This window comes from Epilithonimonas sp. UC225_85, assembly GCF_042695135.1.
Classification (GTDB): domain Bacteria; phylum Bacteroidota; class Bacteroidia; order Flavobacteriales; family Weeksellaceae; genus Epilithonimonas.
This window is the reverse complement of record NZ_CP170547.1, coordinates 3,427,441-3,449,474: the sequence shown is the minus strand read 5'-3', so window position 1 is coordinate 3,449,474 and position 22,034 is coordinate 3,427,441. Positions and strand designations below refer to the sequence as shown.

Sequence of the window (22,034 nt, the reverse complement as noted above, 5' to 3'; positions counted from 1 at the left end):
TATTCTGATAAGAATCCGATTTATTTCTTCAGCTTATAATTCATAAAAAAAACCAATTTTCCACCTTTCATAATGTCTTCGTGCTTCAATTTGTAACCTTCAAACGGTTTCCCATTCAGCGTGATTCTTTCGATGTAAACATTTTTTTCTGATTGATTTTTAGCTTCGATTTCAAACGTTTTTCCGTTCTCCAAATTCAATTTTGCATTCACGATACTCGGACTTCCAATCCAGTATTCATCAGAACCTGGCGAAACGGGATAGAATCCCAAACTGCTGAAAATATACCAGGCACTCATTTGTCCGCAATCGTCATTTCCGCCCAATCCATCAGGTTTTGCTTTGTATTGCATCGTCAAAATTTTACGGATTTGAGCCTGCGTTTTCCAAGGTTGTCCAGCCACATTATAAAGATAAGCAACGTGATGCGCTGGTTCATTTCCGTGAACATAACCGCCGATAATGCCTTCTCGCGTGATGTCTTCCGTATCCGCAAAAAACGCGTCAGGCAAATGCATTGAAAATAATTCGTCAAGATTTTCCCCGAATTTCTTTTGTCCGCCCATCGATTTCATTAATTCCTCAGGATTGTGTGGAACGAAGAAACTGTAATTCCACGAATTCCCTTCTATAAAGCCTTGCCCGTGCGTGCTCATCAAATCAAATTCCTTTTTGAAACTTCCGTCAGACAATCTCGGTCTCATAAATCCGATGGATTTATCAAAGACATTTTTCCAGTTTTCGGAACGTTTCAGATACTCATTATAGATGTCCGTTTTGCCTAATTTCTTGGCGATTTGGGCAATTGCCCAATCGTCGTAAGTGTACTCAACAGTATTTGAAACCGACGTTCCGTTTTTCTCCGCAGAGATGTAACCTTTGTCGATATATTCGCCGATGCCTTCGTAATTTCTTTTGTTGGAAGTCGCAATACAAGCCTTCAATGCCTCTTCCGCGTTTCCGTTGTAAGTTCCTTTGATAATCGCATCGGCAATCAAAGAAACCGAATGGTAACCACTCATACACCAGTTTTCGTTGGCATAATGAGACCAAACCGGCAACATTTTCAAACTGAATTGGTCATAATGCGCCATCATCGATTGAATCATATCATTGTTCCGTTTTGGCTGAATGATATTGAAAAACGGATGCAACGCGCGGTAAGTGTCCCAAAGTGAAAACGTTGTGTAATTCGTAAAACCTTTTGCCAGATGTACATTTTGGTCAAGTCCTCTGTACTCGCCGTTCGAATCCATATAAGTGGTTGGATTGATGAATGTGTGGTACATCGCCGTGTAAAAATTCACTTTGTCATCTTCGGAAAGTGTGTTGACAATGATTTTATTAAGTTCTTTATTCCAATTATTCTGAGCCTGAGATTTTATTTTTTCGAAGTTCCAATCCGGCGTTTCTTTGGTTAAATTTTCTAAAGCATTGGCTTGGCTAACTGGTGAAATCGCAAATTTGATTTGAACTTTTTCATTTTCCTGTGTATCGAAATCAAAATGCATTCTGATTTTCTTACCTGCTATTTCAGGGAAATTTTCATCCTGATTCCATTTTCGCCAGAAACCTCTGTAAGCTTGTTTGGTATCAAAATTTTTCTGACCGTAAGATTTGAAAGGTTTCGAAAATTCCATTGCAAAATAAACCGTTCTGGTTCTCGCCCAGCCATTTGTTTGTCGGTAACCCGTTATTCTGTGGTCATTTTCAATTCTTACGTAAGTCCAGACATTTTTGTCATCATAGTTATAAATTCCGGCCATTAAATCAAGAATAATATGTGCATCATCCGATTTCGGAAATGTATATTGATGAACGCCGACTCTCGTTGTAGCCGTCATTTCAGCCAGAATATTGTAATCGTCAAGCTTCATTTTGTAGTAGCCTGCTTCCGCTTTTTCATTTTGATGAGAAAATCTGGAACGGAATCCACTTTCTGGACTTTGAGCAGTTCCTGGATTTAATTTTAACTTTCCAACCGTCGGCATTATCAAAAAATCTCCCAAATCTGAATGTCCGGTTCCACTAAAATGCGTGTGCGAAAATCCGACAATTGTTTTGTCTTCGTAACGATAACCGGCGCAATATTTATAAACATCAGGATTGTATTTTCCATTAACCTCATAAGAAAGCGAGTCTGTTTCCGGACTTAGCTGAATGGCGCCAAAAGGAACGATTGCGCCTGGAAAAGTATGACCCATTTTTTCTGTTCCGATGATTGGATTCACGAATTTGACAAGGTTTTCTAATTTCTGGGAACTGAAAAATGAAGCAAATAAAACAGGTAGAATTAAAATGTATTTTCTCGGAGACATTCTTTGGAATTTTGAAGCAATTTAATAATATTGTTTTCATTTTTAACGCAAAGGCGCAGAACTTTTTAAAACCGAATCTCTTTAAGTCGCAGAAAATCTAAATAGTATTCAAACTTTGCGACTTTCATAGAAGTTTTAAAATAAATATAATTGCGTCTTTGCGTTTAATTTTAAAGTACAAACTTGAGTAATCGTTTTCAAAAACTTAATTTTGTAGATAAGATTTGTCTTCGAGAGCCTCAGACTGACAAATCGCCGGTTAGCAAATTGGTATTACAATTGTCCTGCTGAGGCTCTCGAAGCATAATAAAAATTAAAAAATGAAAATTCTAATAAAAAATGCCCAAATAGTTAATGAAAATCTGATCTTCGAAAGTGATATTCTGATCGAAAATGATTTGATTTCCAAGATTTCGAAAAAAATCTCGGAAGAAAATGTTGACCAAATTATTGACGCTTCCGGAAAATATCTTTTGCCCGGAATTATTGATGACCAGGTGCATTTCCGTGAACCAGGGTTGACCTGGAAAGGCGATATCGAAACCGAATCACGCTCAGCAATCGCCGGGGGAACAACGAGTTTTATCGAGCAACCAAACACTGTTCCCAATGCGGTTACACAGGAGTTATTGGCTGATAAATACGAGATAGCTTCTCAAAAATCATTCGCTAATTATGGTTTTATGATGGGCGGAACAAATGATAATCTTGAAGAAATCCTTAAAACAAATCCAAGGAATGTTCCCGGAATCAAATTGTTTTTAGGTTCTTCCACAGGAAATATGCTGGTTGACAATCCTGAAACTTTAGAAAATATTTTCAGTAATACCAAAATGCTAATTGCCGTTCATTGCGAAGATGAAGCAACAATTCGGGAAAATACGGAAAAATATAAAGCAGAATATGGTGATGACATTCCTGTGAAATTTCATCATTTGATAAGGAGTGAGGAAGCTTGTTATAAATCTTCATCAAAAGCAATTGAATTAGCAAAGAAAACCGGAGCCAGACTTCATGTTTTCCATTTGTCAACTGCGATTGAAACTGACCTTTTCAGAAATGATATTCCACTAAAAGATAAAAAAATCACAGCCGAAGTTTGTGTTCATCACCTGACTTTTACCAATGAAGATTACGAAACCAAAGGAAACCTCATCAAATGGAATCCGGCCGTAAAAACTCAAAAAGATAAAGACGGACTTTGGGAAGCTTTGCTTGATGACAGAATTGATGTCATTGCAACCGACCACGCGCCTCATACTTGGGAGGAAAAGCAGAACGTTTATACGAAATGTCCTTCCGGAGCGCCTTTAGTTCAGCATTCTTTGGTTGTGATGTTGGAGAATTTTAAAAATGGAAAAATTTCTCTTGAAAGAATTGTTGAAAAAATGGCTCATAATCCTGCAATTTTGTTCAGAATTGAGAAGAGGGGTTTTATCAAAGAAGGTTATAAAGCTGATTTGGTTTTGGTTGATTTGAATCAAAACTGGACAGTTGAAAAAGAAAACATTCTTTACAAATGTGGCTGGAGTCCGCTCGAAGGAACTAATTTTAATTCTAAGGTTACCCATACTTTCGTGAACGGAAATCTGGTTTACGAAAACGGAAAAATCAATGAGGGAAAATTCGGGGAGCGTTTGCTTTTTGAATTCCAGGAATAAATTAAAAAGACTGCAAATCGCAGTCTTTTGTTTTTAAGTTTCTCGCAGATTGAACAGGTTTTGCAGATGATTGCATTTGAAAAATCTGCGAGAGATAATTTTCTCATAAATTTAAAAATTAGTCAATAGTAATTCCTTCAATAGCTTTTGCCAAGGAGTTTTCCATAATTCCCGGAATCGACAAACCTTCTGCACGGAAAACACTGATATCTTTAACGCCATAAAAACCAAAGACATTCTTGATATAAGGAACATTCGAATCAAAAACTTGATAAGGACCAGTTGAATAAATATTTCCGGACGTGAAAGCGATGTACAATTTCTTGTCATTCAACAAACCTTTCGGTCCATTTTCATCATATTTAAAAGTATATCCGGCTCTTGAAGTAAAGTCAAAATAAGCTTTAAGAGTCGTGGGAACAGAGAAATTGTACATCGGAGATTCTACAACAATAATATCTGCATCCTGCAATTCTGAAATCAATCCCAGAGAATGTTTGTTGATTTCCTGCTGTTCGGGTGAATGACTTTCTGCCGGGGAAAAAAAAGTATTAATATGTACTGCTTCTAAGACAGGCACCTGGTTTTTTGCCAGATCACGTTCTTTTACAGTGGCATCAGGATATTTTTCTTTAATTTTTTCAATAACGGCATTTCCAAGTTTTCTGCTGTCAGAGATTCCAACTCTCGGGCTGGAAATAATGTGAAGTATATTTTTCATTTCTTGATGATTAAAATTCTTCAACAAAATTATGTACATTTGCTTATCAAAAGTTAGTAGTGAACAAAAGGTTAGTAGTAACCTTTTGGTTAGTTTATGATTAATTTTATGAAAAATAATATTGAATTAGAAGAACCGATTACCAAAGTAAATTGCCAAAATCATCTTTCTTCCGTGGAAGATGCGCTTTATGTTATGGGCGGAAAATGGAAACTGAAAATTATTATTGCATTGCAGGAACACGGAAGCATTCGCTTCAATGAACTGCAAAGAATCGTTACCGGAATATCCGCGAGAGTGCTTTCAAATGAGTTGAAGGATTTAGAATTAAATGGTTTTGTCAAAAGAATTGTTCACAGTGAACAAACGCCTGTGGTGGTGGAGTATATTTCCACAGATTACAGCAAAACTCTAAAACCCGTGATTATGGCACTTTCCGAGTGGGGAAGAACACATAAAAATAATATTATTAAAGATGATTTCGGAAAATAAATAAGAATTTCGCAGATTTTGCAAATTGAATTTAAAATCTGCATTATATGCGAGAGAAAAAATATCAATTAAAAGACTGCCGAAATTCTAAAGGCGACATTTTCGTTTTCTTTTTAAAAAGCGTACTGAAAGACTGCGAATGCTCAAACCCCAATTCATAAGCAATTTCGCTTACCGAAAGTTCCGTGGTTGAAAGTTTCTCTTTTGCTTTGCTGATGAGCTTTTCGTGAATATGCTGCTGTGTATTTTGTCCTGTATGAACACGCAAAAGGTCGCTCAAATAATTCGGAGAAAGGTTCATCGCTTCGGCAATCTGATGAACGGTCAAAAGCCCTTTTTCAGAAGATTCTTTATCAAAATAATCATTCAGAAACGTTTCAAATTTTACCAAAAGCTGATGACTTCCACTTTTTCGGGTAATGAATTGTCTTTCGTAAAAACGTTTGGAATAATTTAACACCAATTCAATCTGTGACAAGATAATTTCCTGCGTGTGCTGGTCGATATGCTGACATTCTTTATCAATTTTATTCAGAATTTCCAGCAAATCATTTTCCTCATCTTCAGATAGATGCAAAGCTTCATTCACGGCGTAAGAGAAAAATCCGTAAGAAGAAATCGTATTCGCCAGAGAATGTTTCAACAGAAAATCTTCGTGAAATACCACCAGAAATCCTTTGTTGTCACAATCCATTGTCTGAAGGTCAAGATATTGAACCTGATTTGGCGCTGTAAAGCTTAATACACCTTTATCGTAATCGTAATGTTGTTGGCCATATCTCATTTTTCCAGTTGCGTTCCGTTTCAGTGCAACGCAGTAAAATCTGTTTGTAAAGCCTGTCCAAATCTTATCTTCTACGAAAGTACAGTTCGACATATCAATCACGCTGACCATCGGATGTTTCGGTTCCGGAAGCGAAAGTAACCTGTGAAAAGCTGAAATAGATTGTATCGTATTCATAATTTCAAGTTGTAAGTAATAAAATTAGTGATAATTATTTGACTCCGTCGAACCACTTTGTTAGGTTTGGGCAGCTATTTCCGCCTTCCGTTCCCAATCTTTTTTGCAGACGATTTCAGTTCAATAAAAACAATGAGCAAGCAAAAAAGGATTTCCGCTCAAGTCGGGCTGCAATCGCATTGCGTTCCAACTTGATATTTAAACCTCACAAATTCAAAATCTATGAGGTTTAATTTTAAAATAATCTGCAAAATTTGCTTAATCTGCGAGAGTTTTAAAATTAATAATCCAAAAGTCCCATGCCGAATTCATCATAAGTCGCTCCGGTATCTGTTCCCAAAGGTACAATACTTTCCAGCTTCTGAATATCAGATTCGCTCAACACAATTTTACTCGCTTCGATGTTCTGTTCAAGATATGTTCTGCGTTTCGTTCCCGGAATCGGCACGATTCCTTTGCTGATAATCCACGCCAAAGCCAATTGAGACGATGTGATTTCTTTCTCTTTCGCCAGATTTTCAACCGCTTCCACCAATTCTATATTTTTATGAAAATACTGTTCCTGAAAACGTGGGATTCCTCTTCGGAAATCATTTTCCGGCAAGTCATCAATCGAACGGATCTGTCCGGATAAAAATCCTCTTCCAAGTGGGGAATACGCTACAAACCCAATTCCTAATTCATTCAGAGTTTTGATTACGCCTTTCTCTTCAACCGTTCTTTCAAACAAAGAATATTCACTCTGAACTGCAGAAATCGGATGAACTGCGTGCGCTCTTTTCACAGTTTCAGAAGACACTTCCGACAAACCAATGTAACCGATTTTTCCTTCTTTCACCAAATCGCTCATCGCGCCAACGGTTTCTTCAATAGGAACATTTTTATCGAGACGGTGCATATAATAAAGGTCGATGTAATCAGTTTTCAGATTTTTCAGAGAACGTTCAACAGATTTTTTTACATAATCTTTTGTTCCCTTAATTTTCCACGTGATTTGATCGTTTTCATCAATTTCCCAACCGAATTTTGTTGCAATGATGTATTGGTCACGATTGCCCTCAATTGCTTTTGCAATCAGTCTTTCGTTTGCAAAAGGACCATACAAATCTGCGGTGTCGAGGAAATTTCCACCCAATTCCAAAGAACGATGAATGGTTGCGATAGCTTCGTTTTCATCGTGTTTTCCATAAGTGTCTACATCACCAAAACCTGTCATTCCCATGCATCCTAAACCAATATTCGGGATGATTAATCCCTGACTTCCTAATTTTACCTGATTCAATTTCATATTGTTGATTTTATTAATACAAAGTTGAGCAGAAATTAAAAGTCTGATGTATGCAAAATGACGATTGTCGTATGCAAATTACGGATTGGAAATTTTGTTTTAATTAAATGACTTCCTGAATTCCAAAGGCGAAATATCTGTCTTAGCTTTAAATAATTTACTGAAAGACTGAGAATGCTCAAATCCCAATTCATAAGCGATTTCACTTACAGAAAGTTCTGTTGTTGAGAGTTTTTCTTTGGCAATTTCTATTACTTTTTCGTGAATGTGCTGTTGTGTAGTTTGTCCGGTAAGAGTTTTCAGAAGGCTTCGCATATATTGCGGCGACATATTGAATTCTTCAGAAAGATATTGAACACTCGGTAATCCTTTGGTTTTAAAATCATCTCTTTCGAAATAATCATTGAGCAGAATTTCTAATTTTTCTAAAAACTGATGATGTGCTTTGTGACGCGTAATAAACTGTCTTTGGTAAAAGCGTTCGGAATAATTCAACAACGTTTCCAGCTGAGAAATAATAATATTCTGACTGAATTTGTCAATGTTGGTTTGATATTCCTGCTTGATATTTTCCGTGATTTGCTGGATTTTAATTTCCTCATCTTCGGATAAAAATAAAGCCTCATTGACAGAATAATCAAAGAATTCATATTTCTTGATAGCTGTTGCCATTGGTGTGTTCCAAAGAAAATCCGGATGAATCATCATCATCCATCCGGAAGGTGGTTTTCCGTTTTCCTCTCGTATAACGCCCAGAACCTGATTGGGCGCCATACAAAACATCAGACCCTCGTCAAAATCGTAATCCTGCTGGCCATATCTGTATTTGTGATTCATATCGCGCTTGACAGAAATCATATAAAAATCAAATATCAGATTCTGCCTTCCAATTTCAGAAGTCTGGGTCATATCCTCAAAATTAATCACACTAATGAGCGGGTGTTTGGGCTTTGACAAACCTCGCAACGCATGAAATTCGGAAATGGTTTTGATTCGGATGAGCTTGTCGGACACAATTTTAAAATTTAATGAATATAAAGATACACATTATTGTACCTCAGGGAAATAAACATCACTTTTCAGATCTTCTATCAACGTTGGGTGTTGTGGATTCCAGCCTAAAGCTGATTTTGTTTCTTCGCTGGAGGTTTGATTATTAAGTTTCGCAAAATGAGCAAACCAACCAAAATGTTCAGCCACTTCTTCTTCGCTGATAGAAACTACAGGAACATTCAGTCGTTCTGCAACTATTGTTGCAATATTCACAAAAGGAATTCCCTGTTCTGCCACGGCGTGGTATCTTGTTCTGCTTTCAAAAGGTTTTTCCAGGGCTAATCGGTATAATTTCGCAACATCTAGTTTATGAACGGCCGGCCAAAAATTCTTACCATCGTTAATAATTGCTGATTTGCCGGTTTCTTTTGCAAATCTTATCAATGTTGGAACAAAACCAATAATGTCGCCATTGCCGTGAACCGATGGCGACAATCTGATGACTGCCACTTTCACACCTTTTTTAGCTACAAAATCGGCTGAATTTTCCGTTGCAATTCTGGGATGCGGATGGTCTGCGAAAATATCTTTTTCCGTAGTGATTTTGTCTTTTGAAAAAAGTGCTGTTCCCGATGTGATAATAAAAGGCTTTTCAGTTCCCAACAACGCATCACCAATAGTTTTAATAACTTTCTCATCCAGCTGACACATTTCTTCAAATCTTGTAAAATCGTGCACAAATCCTAAATGAATGACAGCGTCAGAAGCGGTTGCTCCGGATTTCAGACTTTCAAAATTGTTTAAATCGCCTCGGTGTACTTCTGCGCCGGCAGCAATCAGTTTGTTTGCTGATTCTTCTGAACGTGCTAATCCCAAAACCTGATGTCCATTCGCTAATAATTCCTGAACTACGGCTGTTCCTACAAAACCCGTAGCGCCTGTAACAAATACTTTCATATTGATATAATTTAATGAAGCAAAGTTGAGGTTTCGCTTTTGTACACTTGTAGCCGAAAAGTATTTTCTTGTAGCCGAAAAAATTTAATTAAAAGACTTTCTGAATTCCAAAGGCGAAATATCTGTCTTAGCTTTAAACAATTTACTGAAAGACTGAGAATGCTCAAATCCCAATTCATAGGCAATTTCACTTACGGAAAGTTCGGTTGTCGACAGTTTTTCTTTGGCTTTTTCGATCAGTTTTTCGTGAATGTGTTGCTGTGTTGTTTGTCCGGTTAATTGTTTTAGTAAACTGCCCAAATATTTGGTAGAAAGATGTAAGTTATCGGCTACAAATTGGACTGTTGGTAATCCTTTCGAAAGCAAATCTTCATTATCAAAATAATCTGACAATACATTTTCTAACCGGCTCAGAATTTGGCTGTTGGTAATTTTCCGTGTAATGAATTGGCGCTCATAAAACCGCTGCGCATAAGTGAACATTAATTCTAATTGCGCAATAATGACATCCTGACTGAATTTATCAATATTAGAATGATATTCATTTTTGATATTACCAACGATGTTATTGATAAGCGTTTCCTCTTTATCGGAAAGGAATAAAGCTTCGTTGGTGGCGTATCCAAAATATTCATATTGTTTTATCTTTTTGGTGAGCGAGGTGTTCCACAAAAAATCGGGATGAATCAATAGCATCCAGCCTTCTACATTTCTGGGAATTCCTCCATCTTCGCCACGCAGAATCTGTCCGGGCGACAAAAATGCCATAATGCCTTCATCAAAATCAAACTTCTGCTGACCATAAAAAAGATTATCGCAACCTTTTTTCATTACTACAACATAGAAATCAAATATTGCTGCAACGATATTATCAGGCGTTTTCTGTCCAGCCAAATCAATAATGCTGATTAGCGGATGTTGCGGTTTTTCAAGTAATGCCAAACGATGCAGTTCTGCTATCGATTTTATTCTGACGGGTTGTAGGTTTGCCATTGTATAAATTTAATTATTTAAAAAATTCAAATGGATATTTTAACCAAATTAAAATCAGAGGCATCGCCAAAAACGGAATTTCCATCAATGCTATTTTGTAATTTCCTGCATTTAAAGACAGTGCCATTATTAATACAATCGTAATTGCATTTAAAACATTACTGATGAAAAATGTTTGAGGAAAGAATAACATCAATCCGAGAATTACCGAGAAGACTCCAAAATAAGGCATAACCATTTTACTGATACCCAACTCTGTCATCATTTTTGTTTGCTCAACATTTGATGGCTGGAAAGCATCCCAACCGTGTTTGATGCTCAGGAATGCCGAGATTAAAATAAGAATAATACTGATGATTTTCATTTTTTTGAATTTAATTAATCTGTTTTGCTATTTTGATTTTCACTTGTTCCATACATAAATGAAGCACCCATTTTACCTGATTGCTCTACTAAAAATTGAGGTGCCATTCGGCTTAGTATCAGCATCAGTTTTGCAATTCCGGGATAGATTTCGTTCTTGTCATTTTGCATTCCTTTGATGGCAACATCCACAATTTTTTCCGGTGCCATCAAGGCATTTGCGCTAAATCCGTCTTCATTTATAAATTTATCGTTCAGCGGCGTTGAACTTCCCGGAGCAACCAATTCTATCACTTTGATATTTGTATTTTTCAACTGTACTCTTAAGGATTTTGTGTAAGCCCGAAGACCGGATTTGCTGGCACTGTAGATAGGAGAAATGGCAAAAGGCGACAATGCAATGCCCGATGTGACATTTAGAATCATTGCATTTTTTTGTTTTTTAAGATGAGGTAAAAATTCTTGCACCATACGGATTGGTCCCATCAGATTGATGTCAATTTCACGGGTAATATCCTGTAAATCGTGATTGTGATGCAGGCTGATTTTTCGCATTTCGCCTGCATTATTGATGATGATATTCAGGTCGGGGAATTCCTGCGTCACTCGATTGTATAGACTGATAATGTCATCCGTTTTGCTCACGTCACTTTGAATGGTATGAACTTTCGGAAGTTTTCGCTTGGCTTCTACTAATTTTTCAATATTTCTTCCGGTTATGATAACGGTGTTGCCCAAAGCAATCAATCTGGAAGCGAACTCGAAGCCGAAACCGCTCGTTCCGCCTGTTACTAAAATGGTGTTGTTTTGTAAATTCATTTTCTGATGTTTTTTGTTGAAGCAAAGTTCAGCAGTTATCAGAAAAAGGATGTATCCAAAAGTCGTATTGTTGTAGCGAAAAGGGAATGTTTATTTGAAGTTTTAAATTTAATTAAAAGACTTCCGAAACTCCAAAGGCGAAATATCAGTTTTAGCTTTAAACAATTTATTGAAAGACTGAGAATGTTCAAATCCTAATTCGTAAGCAATTTCACTGACTGAAAGATTGGTTGTTGAAAGCTTTTCTTTGGCTTTTTCGATCAGTTTTTCGTGAATATGTTGTTGTGTGGTTTGTCCGGTTAATTGTTTTAATAAACTTCCGAGATAGTTGGTTGAGATATTCAGTTGTTCGGCGATGTAATTGGCTGTTGGTAAACCTTTATCAATCACATTATCATTAAAATAATCTTCCAAAACCGTTTCTAATTTCTCTAAAACCTGGTGATTGGTCTTTTTTCTGGTGATGAACTGTCGCTGATAAAACCTTTCACAATAATTTAAAATCACCTCAATCTGAGAAATGATGATATTTTGGGTAAACTGGTCAATCCCCGACTGGTATTCTTTTTCAATGCCTTTAAAAAGTCCGATTAAAGTTTCCTCTTCTTTTTCGGAGAGGAATAAAGCTTCATTCACATCATAACCGAAAAATTTATAATTATTAATGGTTTTTGCCAAAGGTGTATTCCAGATAAAATCGGGATGAAAAGCCAAAAGATAGCCGGAAGGTTTTGTTTCGTATTTGCTGATAATCATTTTCACCACCTGTCTTGGCGCGATGAAACACATCAGACCTTCGTCAAAATCATATTGACCTTGCCCATAATGAAGTTTCCCCTGAATATCTCTTTTGAATCCCATAAAATACAGATCCTGAACCCAGCTGATCTCAGATTCTTCAATCTGATATTCTACCAAACTGTAATCAACCAGACTAATTAAAGGATGCTGAGGTTTTGGAAGTCCGCAAATCTTATGATAATCCGAAATGCTGTCTATCGTATATAATTTTCTGTCAGTCATAACTTCAAAAATTAAAGACAACAGCAAGAAACTGTTGCCTTTACAAATTTAATAATCTGTGGATGTACTCAGTGATTTAAACTCAGAAATTTCACTTTGAAGCGCATTTAGTTTGTTTCCCGCGATGTTGAACGCATCAGAACCTAAAACCAGATGAACCGGCGGATTTTGCATTGCTGCTAATTCTATCAATGCTATCGCAGCTTTTTCAGGACTTCCGGGCTGATTCCCGTTGATGTCTTTTTCGTGAGCAACTTGCAGTTGTCTTGCAGTTGTGTATTCTTCGATTTCCGTTTTTGGAGTTCGAAGTGAGCCGCCAGTCAGGAAATCTGTACGGAAATAACCGGGGTAAACCACCGTTGCATTAACTCCAAATTCTTTCACTTCTGCTGCCAAAGCTTCCGTAAATCCTACGACTGCAAACTTAGTCGCACAGTAGATTCCCCAACCTGCAAATTCTCCTGTCAATCCGCCGATTGACGCGATATTAATGATGAATCCGCTTTTCTGTTCTCTTAAATGAGGCATCGTTTTTCTGATGATATTCAACGATCCGAAAACATTGGTGTCAAAATTCTGACGGCTTTCAAGATCTGTAATTTCTTCCAAAGTTCCCAATTGTCCGTAACCGGCATTGTTCACCACAACCTCGAGTTTTCCGAATTTCTCTATCGATTTTGCAACTGCAGCTTCAACAGAATTTTCGTTAATCAAATCAACTTCTAACGGAAGAAACGTGGCGTTTTCTGTGCTAATAGCTTTCTGAAGTTCAGCAATATTTCTTGATGTTGCTGCAACAGAATGACCTTCTGCCAATAATCTTTTGACTAATGTTAAACCTAAACCTTTTGAAGCGCCTGTCACGAACCATACTTTTTTTGTGTCCATTTTTTGATTGTTTTTAATTGGTTAATTATTACAATGCAAAGTTGGTCAGAATCCGAAAGTTGGATGTAGCTAGATCAATGCTTGTTGTATCCAAATCAAAGGTTCATTGTTTTAGGATTTCTATTTCCAGCATAATTTATTTATACGCCATTATCAAATAAAAATCTAATTTTACCAAAGACACAAATCATTTAATTATTAATCTTAAAATCAATCAATAAATGAATCCATATACACAGCCAATGCTGCGTGAAGACGCACTCAAAGATAAAGTTGCCATCGTTACAGGTGGCGGAAGTGGTCTTGGAAAGGCAATGACCAAATATTTTCTCCAGCTCGGAGCAAAAGTTGTCATCACATCCAGAAATCTTGAGAAATTACAAGGGACGGCAAAAGAACTGGAAGAGCAAACCGGGGGAAAAGTCCTTTGCGTAGCCTGCGACGTGCGAAACTGGGACGAAGTGGAAGCAATGAAAGAAGCAACTTTGAAGGAATTCGGAAGGATTGATATTTTGTTGAACAACGCTGCCGGAAACTTCATCTCGCCGACAGAAAGACTCACACATTCTGCCTTTGATTCCATCCTTGATATTGTTTTGAAGGGAACCAAGAACTGCACACTGTCCATCGGGAAATATTGGATTGATAATAAAGTTCCTGGAACGGTACTTAATATAGTAACAACTTACGCCTGGACAGGTTCTGCTTACGTAGTTCCTTCTGCCTGTGCAAAAGCCGGGGTTTTGGCGATGACAAGAAGTCTTGCTGTGGAGTGGGGGAAATATAATATCCGTTTCAATGCCATTGCGCCGGGACCATTTCCTACCAAAGGTGCGTGGGACAGATTGTTGCCTGGCGATATGAAGGACAAATTTGATTTGGCGAAGAAAAACCCACTCAAAAGAGTAGGAGAACATCAGGAATTGGCGAATCTTGCGGCCTATCTGGTGTCAGATTTTTCATCTTTCGTGAATGGCGAAGTGGTAACCATCGACGGCGGCGAATGGCTGCAGGGTGCCGGTGAATTCAATATGCTGGAGGATATTCCGCAGGAGATGTGGGATGCGCTGGAGGCAATGATAAAGGCTAAAAAATCTAATTGATTATCTTAATTAAGTACATTTAAATAAATGAGTAGCTTCTCATTTGTAAAGGAGAAGCTACTCAATCATAAGTGAAAAGCTACCAAACGACCTAAACCTAGCGTGCTGTCAACTGATGATGCGCTAGGTTTTTTTATGAACTTAGTTACAGTTATTTATAATGATGTAACAAGTTTCGGATTTTATTGACTAATTTTATTTTAACAATAAATCTATCCATCAATGAATTTCAAACTTCCAACACTTCTTTCTGCGGTTGTGATATTTGCTTTCACGGCAAAAGGCTACGCACAGGAAACGCCTGCTTACAGTTATACTGAAGCCTTCAAACCGTTATTTTATCCGCAAACGGGAACAGAAACACGTTCTGCAAGCGGACAGCCTGGTCACAAATATTGGCAGAACTCTGCTGACTATCAATTGAATGTAAGCCTTGACGAGACGAAAAATGAATTGACTGGAACTGCAGAGATCACTTATACCAATAACAGCCCGGATCAGTTAGGATTTCTTTGGTTACAGTTGGACCAGAATCTTTTTGCAAAAGACTCCAGAGGAAATGCGGTAGTCCCACTTTCCGGAAGCAGAAATGGTGCACATGGTGAGGAGTTCGATGGTGGTTATAAGATCAAATCGGTAAAGTATGATGGTAAAGATGTGAAATATACAATCACCGATACCAGAATGCAGATCGATCTTCCAAAAGAGCTTAAAGCCAACGGAGGTGTTGCAAAACTTAAAATAGAATATTCTTTCCTTTCTCCGAAATACGGATCGGACAGAATGGGAATCGAAGATACGAAAAATGGAAAAATCTTCACAATCGCACAATGGTATCCAAGAATGTGCGTTTATGATGACGTTTTGGGATGGAACACAATGCCATATCTGGGAGCGTCAGAATTCTACCTGGAATACGGAACTTTGTCAGCGAATATTACTGTTCCTGCAAATCAATATGTTGTAGCTTCCGGCGAATTGCTTAATGAAAAAGAAGTCTATTCCAAAGAAGAGATCAGCCGTTGGAACCAGGCGAGAACCAGTGAGAAAACGGTTGCGATACGTCCGGAATCTGAATTAGGAAAAAATAACGCCACTGGTACAAAAACATGGAAATTTAAGATTCAGAATGCAAGAGATTTTGCTTGGGCTTCATCTGCAGCTTTCATTCTTGATGCTGCCAGAATCAATTTGCCGAGTGGTAAAAAATCTTTAGCGATCTCAGCTTATCCGGTAGAAAGCGCCGGTGACAAAGCTTACGGAAGATCTACAGAATATACAAAAGCAGCGATAGAACATTATTCTCAGAAATGGTTTGAATATCCTTATCCTGCTGCAACCAATGTTGCCGGAAACGAAGGCGGAATGGAATATCCGGGAATAGTTTTCTGCCATATGAGTTCGAAAGGTGAAAGCCTTTGGGGTGTTACAGATCACGAATTTGGACATACCTGGTTTCCAATGATCGTTGGGTCAAACGAAAGATTATTTGCTTGGATGGACGAAGGTTTTAACACTTTTATTAATGAAGGTTCTACGGAAGCATTCAACAAAGGCGAATATTATCACAAACAGGACATTGGCAAAATGGGATCATTTGTTCTGAATGACAGCTACGAGCCAATCATGGTAGGTCCTGATAATATGAAAGAAAGAAGCATTGGCGTTTTGGCTTATTTCAAACCGGGAATGGGATTAGGTATTTTGAGAGAAACGATTTTAGGTCCTGAGAAATTTGATAAAGCATTCAGAACTTATGTGGCGAGATGGGCATTCAAACATCCTACGCCATGGGATTTCTTCCATACAATGGAAAATGTTTCCGGGGAAGAACTTAACTGGTTCTGGAGAGGCTGGTTTATCAACAAATGGAAAGTGGATCAATCTGTAAAAGCTGTAAAACCTTTCAATGGCGATTACAAAAACGGCGCACAGATCACGGTTGAAAATCTGGGACAATTGCCTATGCCGACAACAGTGGAAGTGAAGTTTAAAGATGGAACAACTCAGGTGGTTAAATTGCCTGTTGAGGTTTGGAAACGTAATACAGAATGGACTTTCAAAGTGAATTCTACCAAGGAAGTAGATCAGGTGAAACTGGATCCTGCTTCTATCGTTCCGGATGTGAATTCTAAAAATAATATCTGGACTTCTGCACAAGCAACGCCGGTAGAAAAAGTGAATATGAAAGAATTTGCAGGCGTTTTCAGCACCAAAGAAGTACCTTTGAAACTGACTTTCACAGAAAAAGCAGGTCAGTTATATGCTCAGGCAACCGGTCAGCCGGAGTTTGCTTTGGAATATGTCGGACAGAACAAATTCACTTTTGAGCAGGCAGATGTTTCTATCACGTTCAGTGCTGATAAAAAGAGCATCGATTTCTCACAAGGAGGAAGAGCGTTCAAGTTCACAAAAGAATAAGATAATATCACTTACAATAAAAAAAGCTCCGAAGTAATTCGGAGCTTTTTGCTTTTATAACTGGATAATAATTAGCCTATCATCTATCAGTCTATTATCTCTAATCTTATTAAAGTGCCACCATTTCCGTCACCTCCACATCGTAACCGGAAATCACAGGTTTGATGTTAGGATTCTGAGTAATCACCTTAAACTTATTGATACCAAGATCCTTCAAAATCTGAGTTCCGATCCCATAATCGCGAAAGTTCGGTGCAATGGTTGGGAGTTCGCTTGTTCCTTCCTGGTAATTTAGGAAGTGCTGGAGTTTGCGTAATGTATTTTCTTTGTTGGAAACATTGTTGATGAAAACTACAGCGCCTTTACCTTCGGCATTTATCATATCTACAACACGCTGCATCAAAGGATGTTCGCCATTGGAAAGTCTGCTCAACACATCGAAATATGAACTTGAGGATTGTACTCTCACCAATACAGATTCATCCGGTGTCCAGGTTCCTGTCGTCAACGCAAAATGAATTTGTTCCGTTGGTTTTTCCTCAAAAACATAAAATTTGAAGTTCCCGAAATGTGTCTTGATATCACGTTCCTCGATTCTTTCCACAAGATCACCCTGTCTCAGTCTGTAATGGATAAGGTCTTCTATGGAAACCACTTTCAGGTCGTGTTTCTTCCCGAATTCCAACAGATCCGGCAGTCTCGCCATTTCTCCGTCATCTTTCATGATTTCGCAGATCACGCCACCTTCTTTCAGACCGGCAAGTCTTGTAAGGTCGATTGCAGCTTCGGTATGTCCTGCTCTTTTGAGAACGCCGCCTTCTTTTGCACGAAGCGGGAATATGTGTCCCGGTCTCATTAGATCACCAGGTTTTGTCTCAGGATCCATAATGGCGAGGATTGTTTTTGCACGGTCACCGGCAGAGATTCCTGTTGTAGCACCTTTTCCTAACAAATCAACAGAAACAGTAAAAGCTGTTTCTTTCGGATCGGTAGAATTGGCCACCATCGAATTAAGTTCCAGTTCGTCGCATCTTTTTTCCGTGATCGGCATACAGATCAAACCTCTCGCGTGGATGGTCATAAAGTTGATGATCTCCGTTGTAGTCAGTTCTGCAGCGGCCAGAAGGTCGCCTTCGTTCTCACGGTCTTCATCATCTACAACGATGATCATTTTGCCGTTTTTAAGATCTTCAAGTGCTTCCGGTATTGTATTAAGTTGGATCTTATCCATTATTCTAAAATTTTTTTGCAAAGATACTTATTTAGAACCTAAATAAAGATTGTAATAATCGATTAAAGATATGTAAAACGTTGATAATTTGGAGCCGGGAACCTGCTTTACGTTGCAATTCCTCGCGCCCTGCTTTCCCAACGCCTGCTGTGGGATTTCCACTGCAATCAGGGCTATAAGAAGTTAGAATCATCAAATCAAGCTTTTACCTTCGCTGAAAAGTTTTTTGAAATTAAGAGCTTATAAAATTTGAAGTTTGAAAAAAAACACTAAATTTGCAATCCAAGAAAACGGTGCTTTGGCCGAGCGGCTAGGCAGTGGTCTGCAACACCATCTACAGCGGTTCGAATCCGCTAGGCACCTCACTTTAAATCCTAATTCATTAGTTATTAATGTTTTAGGGTTTTTTGTTTTTATATTCATTATTTTATTTCTGTTATAAGAAAACTTAAATCTTAATAAATTATTGAAATAATATATCTGCAACAAAAAACTGCAATTTCCTTCCTCAGATTCCCCTCCAAAAATTTAATCTTTCTTTACAATGCTAGTTTTTTACTTTCAAGGGCTTTTTATATATTTAACGTCAGTTATAATTCTATGTCAGATATTGGTTTTAAAGTAAAATCAGTTGAAAAACCGACATTTTAAAAGTGAATTAAACAGTTTAAATAGTAAATAATTTGTGGAAATAGATATAGAGCCGTACAGGCATTTTTCTTTCGATCTTTGGTTGACGATTATCAAATCGAATCCTGATTTTAAGTTCAAAAGAGATTCTTTGTTCAGAGTGTTTTTTTCCATTGATAAAGATATGGACGAGGTCAGGAAAGTGATAAGACATTACGATGTTCTCTTCAATAAAATATCAGAAAAAACAGGGAATCATATTGAGAGAGAGGAAGTTTTTCTTTTGATTTTAGATGGTTTGGGAAAAGATATAGATTCTGTTGATGAAGAGCAGCTTAAAGAATTTTTCCGCCAGGTGGACGAACTTTTTTTACAGAATATGCCGGTTCTTTTATGGGAAAATATTGAGAAATTGTTGATCGAAATCAAAAATAAAAATAAAACTGCCAGCATTCTGAGTAACACAGCCTTCATTCACGGCGACTCATTGAGAAAGGTTTTGGAAAATCTTGGTCTGGCTCAGTATTTTTCGTTTATGATCTTTTCTGATGAAGTAAAAGCTTCAAAGCCGAATCTTCAGGTTTTTGATATGATGTTTAATCAAGTTAATGATCTCAGAAAACTTGATAAAGAACAGATTTTACATATCGGCGACAATAAAAAAGCCGATTATGACGGCGCAAAAACATTTGGAGTCAACGCACAATTGGTGAAATTTTAAAAAAGTTATGAAAAAAAGATATAGTTTACATAAAATTGAAAGTGAACTTAAAAGCCCTTTTGATGAGGGAAGTTACAGCAAATTCAAGTTTGGTGATACGTCCGTTGCAAGACAGTTTGCAGAGGAATTATTCCACGGATTTATTTCTGAGTTTAAGGAAGAATTGTTAAGTCAGGAAGAGATCATTCTGTTCCCAAGTCCGTATCATTCTATCCCGACGGCTTCCAATTTTCTCTGTTCTTATTTCAAAGAGCAGCTGAATTACTTCCTTTTCGAAAATGGAAAACCGGCTTGTCTGGAAGGTAAAATCCACAGAAAACAGACTTATGTAGAAGATTACGGCAATATGAGTTATGAGGAAAGGATCAACCTGATCTCGAATGACACTTATTACATCGATAAAAGCTTTGTAGACGGGAAATTCTGCCTTTTCATTGATGATATAAAAATCACGGGAAGCCACGAAAATACAGTCGATAAAATTCTGAAACATTACAACGTGAACGGCGAGTTTATTTTCGTATATTTTGCTGAGTTAATAAACAAGGAAATTCACCCGAAAATCGAGAATCATTATAATTATTTCAAAGTGAAAACCACGCAAGATCTGATTGAAGTGATCAACGGAAAAGATTTTCATTTTAATACAAGAATTACAAAATATATTCTGCTGATGCAGGATACGGATTTCGAAAAGATATATGACAACATTTCAGAAACCAAAAGAAACGAAATCCTGAGTCTGGCAATCAGCAACAATTACCATCTGGTAGAGGAATACAAACAAAATATTATTAAATTAAAAAATAAAGTACAATGGCGATCAACTTACAAAAAGGACAAAGACAAAACATTAATGCACCAAAATTCACTATTGGATTAGGCTGGGACTCGAACAATTCTTCCACGGGAGGCGCTTTCGATCTGGATGCATCTGTTTTTGTTTTGGGCGAGAATAAAAAATTAGTAGCGGATGAGTTTTTTGTTTTTTACAACAACTTGCAAACGCCGGACAAATCTGTGACGCACACTGGCGACAACCTTACAGGAGAAGGCGACGGCGATGATGAGCAGATCAAAATCGACCTTACAGGAATCGATCCGAGAGTGAAGGAAGCTGTAGTTGTGGTGACAATCCACGAGGCAGATTCCAGAAACCAAAACTTCGGTCAGGTTCGTAATTCATTCATCAGAATCTTTAACACAGATACCAATGAGGAAATTCTGAAATACGAATTGGACGAAGATTTTTCCATAGAAACAGCAGTGGAATTTGGCAGAATCTATGAAAGAAACGGCGAATGGAAATTCGAAGCCGTAGGAAACGGACAGCGAGAAGGATTGGCAAAATATCTAAGTTTATATCAATAATGGATTTACCTCAAGTTAATAATGCGGTCATTGATAAAAATGGCAATGTGGATCTGGCAAAGCTGGAGACTACCGATGTTCAGAAATACGACAGTCTTTCCGGATCGATAGACGAGCAGAATCCGAATTCTATCATCAATTTCGGATCAGAATTGCAGAATTCTCTGGCAAACCAAAGTGATTCTTTCCTTAACAACGTCAGAAAATCAAATTCCGGTGAAGTTGGAGATTTGATCAACAAACTATTGGTTGAACTTAATTATGTAGATGTTGACGAAATAGAAGGAAGTTCTGTGAAAAAATTCCTGAAAAAGATTCCGTTTTTGAGTAAAATGGTGTCGTCTGTGGAAACGCTTTTTGTGAAATATGACAAGATCATCAACAATATTTCGGACATTTCCAACAAGGTCAATGCCGGAATCATCAACTCTACAAAGGATAATGCGGTTCTTCAGACCATTTTCACCAGCAATGTTGAGTCTGTAAAGAAGATCGAAGATTACATTATCGCAGGAACGATCAGAATGCAGAAATCCAGCGAAGAACTGGCATTAATGGAAATTAATTCAGCCAATTATCAGGATTATCAGATCTCGGATAAGCGTGATTTTATTAACAGAATTGACAGAAGATTAGCGGATCTTAAGGTGGTTCGTTTTATCATTTTGCAATCGTTGCCACAAATCAGACTGATCCAGAATAACAACGTTTCTATTGCAGAAAAAGCGCAGACTATTTTGACAACTACACTTCCTGTCTGGAAAAACCAGTTGACTCTGGCCGTTGCAATGCACCGTCAGCAGCAGAATATTGATATTCAGAAAAAAGTGTCCTCTACAACAGAAGAGATTCTGAGAAAAAATGCGCAAAGATTACAGCAGAATACGATAGATGTTGCCCGCGCTAATGAGCAGACGATTGTTTCGATTGATACGCTTCGCGATACAACAAGCACGTTGATCAGCACTTTGAACGAGGTGAAACAAATTCAGCAGCAAGGAACACAATCCAGACAACAGCTTGATATTGAGCTGAAAAACCTTGAAGATACTTTAAAAAAGCAAATAAAAAATTCTTAAA

At 37.6% G+C, this 22,034-nt stretch carries 20 protein-coding genes and 1 tRNA gene; 9 read left to right on the top strand and 12 right to left on the bottom strand.

All coding sequences use genetic code 11. The annotated features are described in order from the left end of the window. Positions 1-20: 20 nt before the first annotated feature. Positions 21-2,318 carry a GH92 family glycosyl hydrolase gene (locus ACFJGY_RS15705; RefSeq protein ID WP_379965765.1) on the bottom strand — a complete coding sequence of 766 codons (2,298 nt, stop codon included), beginning with the start codon at positions 2,316-2,318 and terminating at the stop codon, positions 21-23. A 320-nt stretch (positions 2,319-2,638) separates the two neighbouring features. On the opposite strand from ACFJGY_RS15705, the gene ACFJGY_RS15700 reads away from it, so the two are divergent. Then, the gene (locus tag ACFJGY_RS15700) at positions 2,639-3,979 is read left to right on the top strand and encodes a dihydroorotase (protein ID WP_379965762.1); all 1,341 of its coding nucleotides are present in this window, start codon (positions 2,639-2,641) and stop codon (positions 3,977-3,979) included. A 118-nt stretch (positions 3,980-4,097) separates the two neighbouring features. On the opposite strand, the gene ACFJGY_RS15695 is transcribed toward ACFJGY_RS15700, so the two are convergent. Then, positions 4,098-4,700 (bottom strand): FMN-dependent NADH-azoreductase, encoded by a 603-nt coding sequence (locus ACFJGY_RS15695; protein ID WP_379965759.1) that lies wholly within the window; start codon positions 4,698-4,700, stop codon positions 4,098-4,100. Between the two features lie 108 nt (positions 4,701-4,808). On the opposite strand from ACFJGY_RS15695, the gene ACFJGY_RS15690 reads away from it, so the two are divergent. Continuing rightward, on the top strand, positions 4,809-5,192 hold the full coding sequence (locus tag ACFJGY_RS15690; protein ID WP_379965756.1) for a winged helix-turn-helix transcriptional regulator: 384 nt from the start codon (positions 4,809-4,811) through the stop codon (positions 5,190-5,192). Positions 5,193-5,256: 64 nt separating this feature from the next. On the opposite strand, the gene ACFJGY_RS15685 is transcribed toward ACFJGY_RS15690, so the two are convergent. From ACFJGY_RS15685 to ACFJGY_RS15645, 9 genes are all read right to left on the bottom strand, one after another. After that, positions 5,257-6,153, bottom strand: coding sequence for a helix-turn-helix domain-containing protein (locus ACFJGY_RS15685; RefSeq protein ID WP_379965753.1), 897 nt, complete (start codon positions 6,151-6,153; stop codon positions 5,257-5,259). Between the two features lie 280 nt (positions 6,154-6,433). Next, on the bottom strand, positions 6,434-7,441 hold the full coding sequence (locus ACFJGY_RS15680) for an aldo/keto reductase (protein WP_379965750.1): 1,008 nt from the start codon (positions 7,439-7,441) through the stop codon (positions 6,434-6,436). 99 nt (positions 7,442-7,540) lie between these two features. Beyond that, positions 7,541-8,458: a helix-turn-helix domain-containing protein gene (locus ACFJGY_RS15675; protein WP_379970215.1), complete on the bottom strand. Its 918-nt coding sequence runs from the start codon at positions 8,456-8,458 to the stop codon at positions 7,541-7,543. Positions 8,459-8,488: 30 nt separating this feature from the next. Further along, the gene (locus ACFJGY_RS15670) at positions 8,489-9,391 is read right to left on the bottom strand and encodes an SDR family oxidoreductase (RefSeq protein ID WP_379965747.1); all 903 of its coding nucleotides are present in this window, start codon (positions 9,389-9,391) and stop codon (positions 8,489-8,491) included. An 84-nt stretch (positions 9,392-9,475) separates the two neighbouring features. Next, on the bottom strand, positions 9,476-10,384 hold the full coding sequence (locus tag ACFJGY_RS15665) for a helix-turn-helix domain-containing protein (RefSeq protein ID WP_379965744.1): 909 nt from the start codon (positions 10,382-10,384) through the stop codon (positions 9,476-9,478). Positions 10,385-10,397: 13 nt separating this feature from the next. Next, a complete protein-coding gene (locus ACFJGY_RS15660; protein ID WP_379965741.1) occupies positions 10,398-10,748 on the bottom strand; it encodes a hypothetical protein in 351 nt (116 codons plus the stop codon). Positions 10,749-10,762: 14 nt separating this feature from the next. Further along, positions 10,763-11,566 carry an SDR family oxidoreductase gene (locus ACFJGY_RS15655; protein ID WP_379965738.1) on the bottom strand — a complete coding sequence of 268 codons (804 nt, stop codon included), beginning with the start codon at positions 11,564-11,566 and terminating at the stop codon, positions 10,763-10,765. A 108-nt stretch (positions 11,567-11,674) separates the two neighbouring features. Further along, positions 11,675-12,589, bottom strand: coding sequence for a helix-turn-helix domain-containing protein (locus tag ACFJGY_RS15650; protein ID WP_379965735.1), 915 nt, complete (start codon positions 12,587-12,589; stop codon positions 11,675-11,677). 48 nt (positions 12,590-12,637) lie between these two features. After that, the gene (locus tag ACFJGY_RS15645) at positions 12,638-13,477 is read right to left on the bottom strand and encodes an SDR family NAD(P)-dependent oxidoreductase (protein ID WP_379965732.1); all 840 of its coding nucleotides are present in this window, start codon (positions 13,475-13,477) and stop codon (positions 12,638-12,640) included. 221 nt (positions 13,478-13,698) lie between these two features. On the opposite strand from ACFJGY_RS15645, the gene ACFJGY_RS15640 reads away from it, so the two are divergent. Then, complete coding sequence (locus ACFJGY_RS15640; RefSeq protein WP_379965729.1) at positions 13,699-14,580, top strand: SDR family oxidoreductase; 882 nt, start codon at positions 13,699-13,701, stop codon at positions 14,578-14,580. 222 nt (positions 14,581-14,802) lie between these two features. After that, the gene (locus ACFJGY_RS15635) at positions 14,803-17,001 is read left to right on the top strand and encodes a M1 family metallopeptidase (RefSeq protein WP_379965726.1); all 2,199 of its coding nucleotides are present in this window, start codon (positions 14,803-14,805) and stop codon (positions 16,999-17,001) included. A 109-nt stretch (positions 17,002-17,110) separates the two neighbouring features. Here ACFJGY_RS15635 and ribB read toward each other — a convergent pair whose 3' ends face one another. Next, positions 17,111-18,232: a 3,4-dihydroxy-2-butanone-4-phosphate synthase gene (gene ribB / locus ACFJGY_RS15630; protein ID WP_379965723.1), complete on the bottom strand. Its 1,122-nt coding sequence runs from the start codon at positions 18,230-18,232 to the stop codon at positions 17,111-17,113. A gap of 292 nt (positions 18,233-18,524) precedes the next feature. Here ribB and ACFJGY_RS15625 point away from each other — a divergent pair. The 5 genes from ACFJGY_RS15625 (at position 18,525) to ACFJGY_RS15605 (ending at position 22,033) form a co-directional block, all read left to right on the top strand. Beyond that, positions 18,525-18,595: transfer RNA gene (locus ACFJGY_RS15625), tRNA-Cys, on the top strand. A 322-nt stretch (positions 18,596-18,917) separates the two neighbouring features. Further along, on the top strand, positions 18,918-19,583 hold the full coding sequence (locus ACFJGY_RS15620; protein WP_379965720.1) for an HAD family hydrolase: 666 nt from the start codon (positions 18,918-18,920) through the stop codon (positions 19,581-19,583). A 7-nt stretch (positions 19,584-19,590) separates the two neighbouring features. Then, positions 19,591-20,466, top strand: coding sequence for a phosphoribosyltransferase family protein (locus ACFJGY_RS15615; protein ID WP_379965717.1), 876 nt, complete (start codon positions 19,591-19,593; stop codon positions 20,464-20,466). Continuing rightward, entirely contained in the window at positions 20,400-20,954 is a 555-nt protein-coding gene (locus ACFJGY_RS15610) for a TerD family protein (protein WP_379965714.1), read from the top strand. The genes ACFJGY_RS15615 and ACFJGY_RS15610 overlap by 67 nt, the downstream gene beginning before the upstream one ends. Beyond that, on the top strand, positions 20,954-22,033 hold the full coding sequence (locus ACFJGY_RS15605) for a toxic anion resistance protein (RefSeq protein WP_379965711.1): 1,080 nt from the start codon (positions 20,954-20,956) through the stop codon (positions 22,031-22,033). The genes ACFJGY_RS15610 and ACFJGY_RS15605 overlap by 1 nt, the downstream gene beginning before the upstream one ends. The last annotated feature ends 1 nt before the right edge of the window (position 22,034 follow it).

Excerpts from the sequence above, each read along its gene's own strand:
- ACFJGY_RS15655 (WP_379965738.1), bottom strand. The coding sequence starts at position 11,566 with ATGAATTTACAAAACAACACCATTTTAGTAACAGGCGGAACGAGCGGT.
- ACFJGY_RS15605 (WP_379965711.1), top strand. The coding sequence starts at position 20,954 with ATGGATTTACCTCAAGTTAATAATGCGGTCATTGATAAAAATGGCAAT.
- ACFJGY_RS15640 (WP_379965729.1), top strand. The coding sequence starts at position 13,699 with ATGAATCCATATACACAGCCAATGCTGCGTGAAGACGCACTCAAAGAT.
- ACFJGY_RS15700 (WP_379965762.1), top strand. The coding sequence starts at position 2,639 with ATGAAAATTCTAATAAAAAATGCCCAAATAGTTAATGAAAATCTGATC.
- ACFJGY_RS15670 (WP_379965747.1), bottom strand. The coding sequence starts at position 9,391 with ATGAAAGTATTTGTTACAGGCGCTACGGGTTTTGTAGGAACAGCCGTA.
- ACFJGY_RS15610 (WP_379965714.1), top strand. The coding sequence starts at position 20,400 with ATGGCGATCAACTTACAAAAAGGACAAAGACAAAACATTAATGCACCA.
- ACFJGY_RS15665 (WP_379965744.1), bottom strand. The coding sequence starts at position 10,384 with ATGGCAAACCTACAACCCGTCAGAATAAAATCGATAGCAGAACTGCAT.
- ACFJGY_RS15690 (WP_379965756.1), top strand. The coding sequence starts at position 4,809 with ATGAAAAATAATATTGAATTAGAAGAACCGATTACCAAAGTAAATTGC.
- ACFJGY_RS15695 (WP_379965759.1), bottom strand. The coding sequence starts at position 4,700 with ATGAAAAATATACTTCACATTATTTCCAGCCCGAGAGTTGGAATCTCT.
- ACFJGY_RS15635 (WP_379965726.1), top strand. The coding sequence starts at position 14,803 with ATGAATTTCAAACTTCCAACACTTCTTTCTGCGGTTGTGATATTTGCT.
- ribB (WP_379965723.1), bottom strand. The coding sequence starts at position 18,232 with ATGGATAAGATCCAACTTAATACAATACCGGAAGCACTTGAAGATCTT.
- ACFJGY_RS15705 (WP_379965765.1), bottom strand. The coding sequence starts at position 2,318 with ATGTCTCCGAGAAAATACATTTTAATTCTACCTGTTTTATTTGCTTCA.
- ACFJGY_RS15680 (WP_379965750.1), bottom strand. The coding sequence starts at position 7,441 with ATGAAATTGAATCAGGTAAAATTAGGAAGTCAGGGATTAATCATCCCG.
- ACFJGY_RS15645 (WP_379965732.1), bottom strand. The coding sequence starts at position 13,477 with ATGGACACAAAAAAAGTATGGTTCGTGACAGGCGCTTCAAAAGGTTTA.
- ACFJGY_RS15685 (WP_379965753.1), bottom strand. The coding sequence starts at position 6,153 with ATGAATACGATACAATCTATTTCAGCTTTTCACAGGTTACTTTCGCTT.
- ACFJGY_RS15660 (WP_379965741.1), bottom strand. The coding sequence starts at position 10,748 with ATGAAAATCATCAGTATTATTCTTATTTTAATCTCGGCATTCCTGAGC.
- ACFJGY_RS15615 (WP_379965717.1), top strand. The coding sequence starts at position 19,591 with ATGAAAAAAAGATATAGTTTACATAAAATTGAAAGTGAACTTAAAAGC.
- ACFJGY_RS15650 (WP_379965735.1), bottom strand. The coding sequence starts at position 12,589 with ATGACTGACAGAAAATTATATACGATAGACAGCATTTCGGATTATCAT.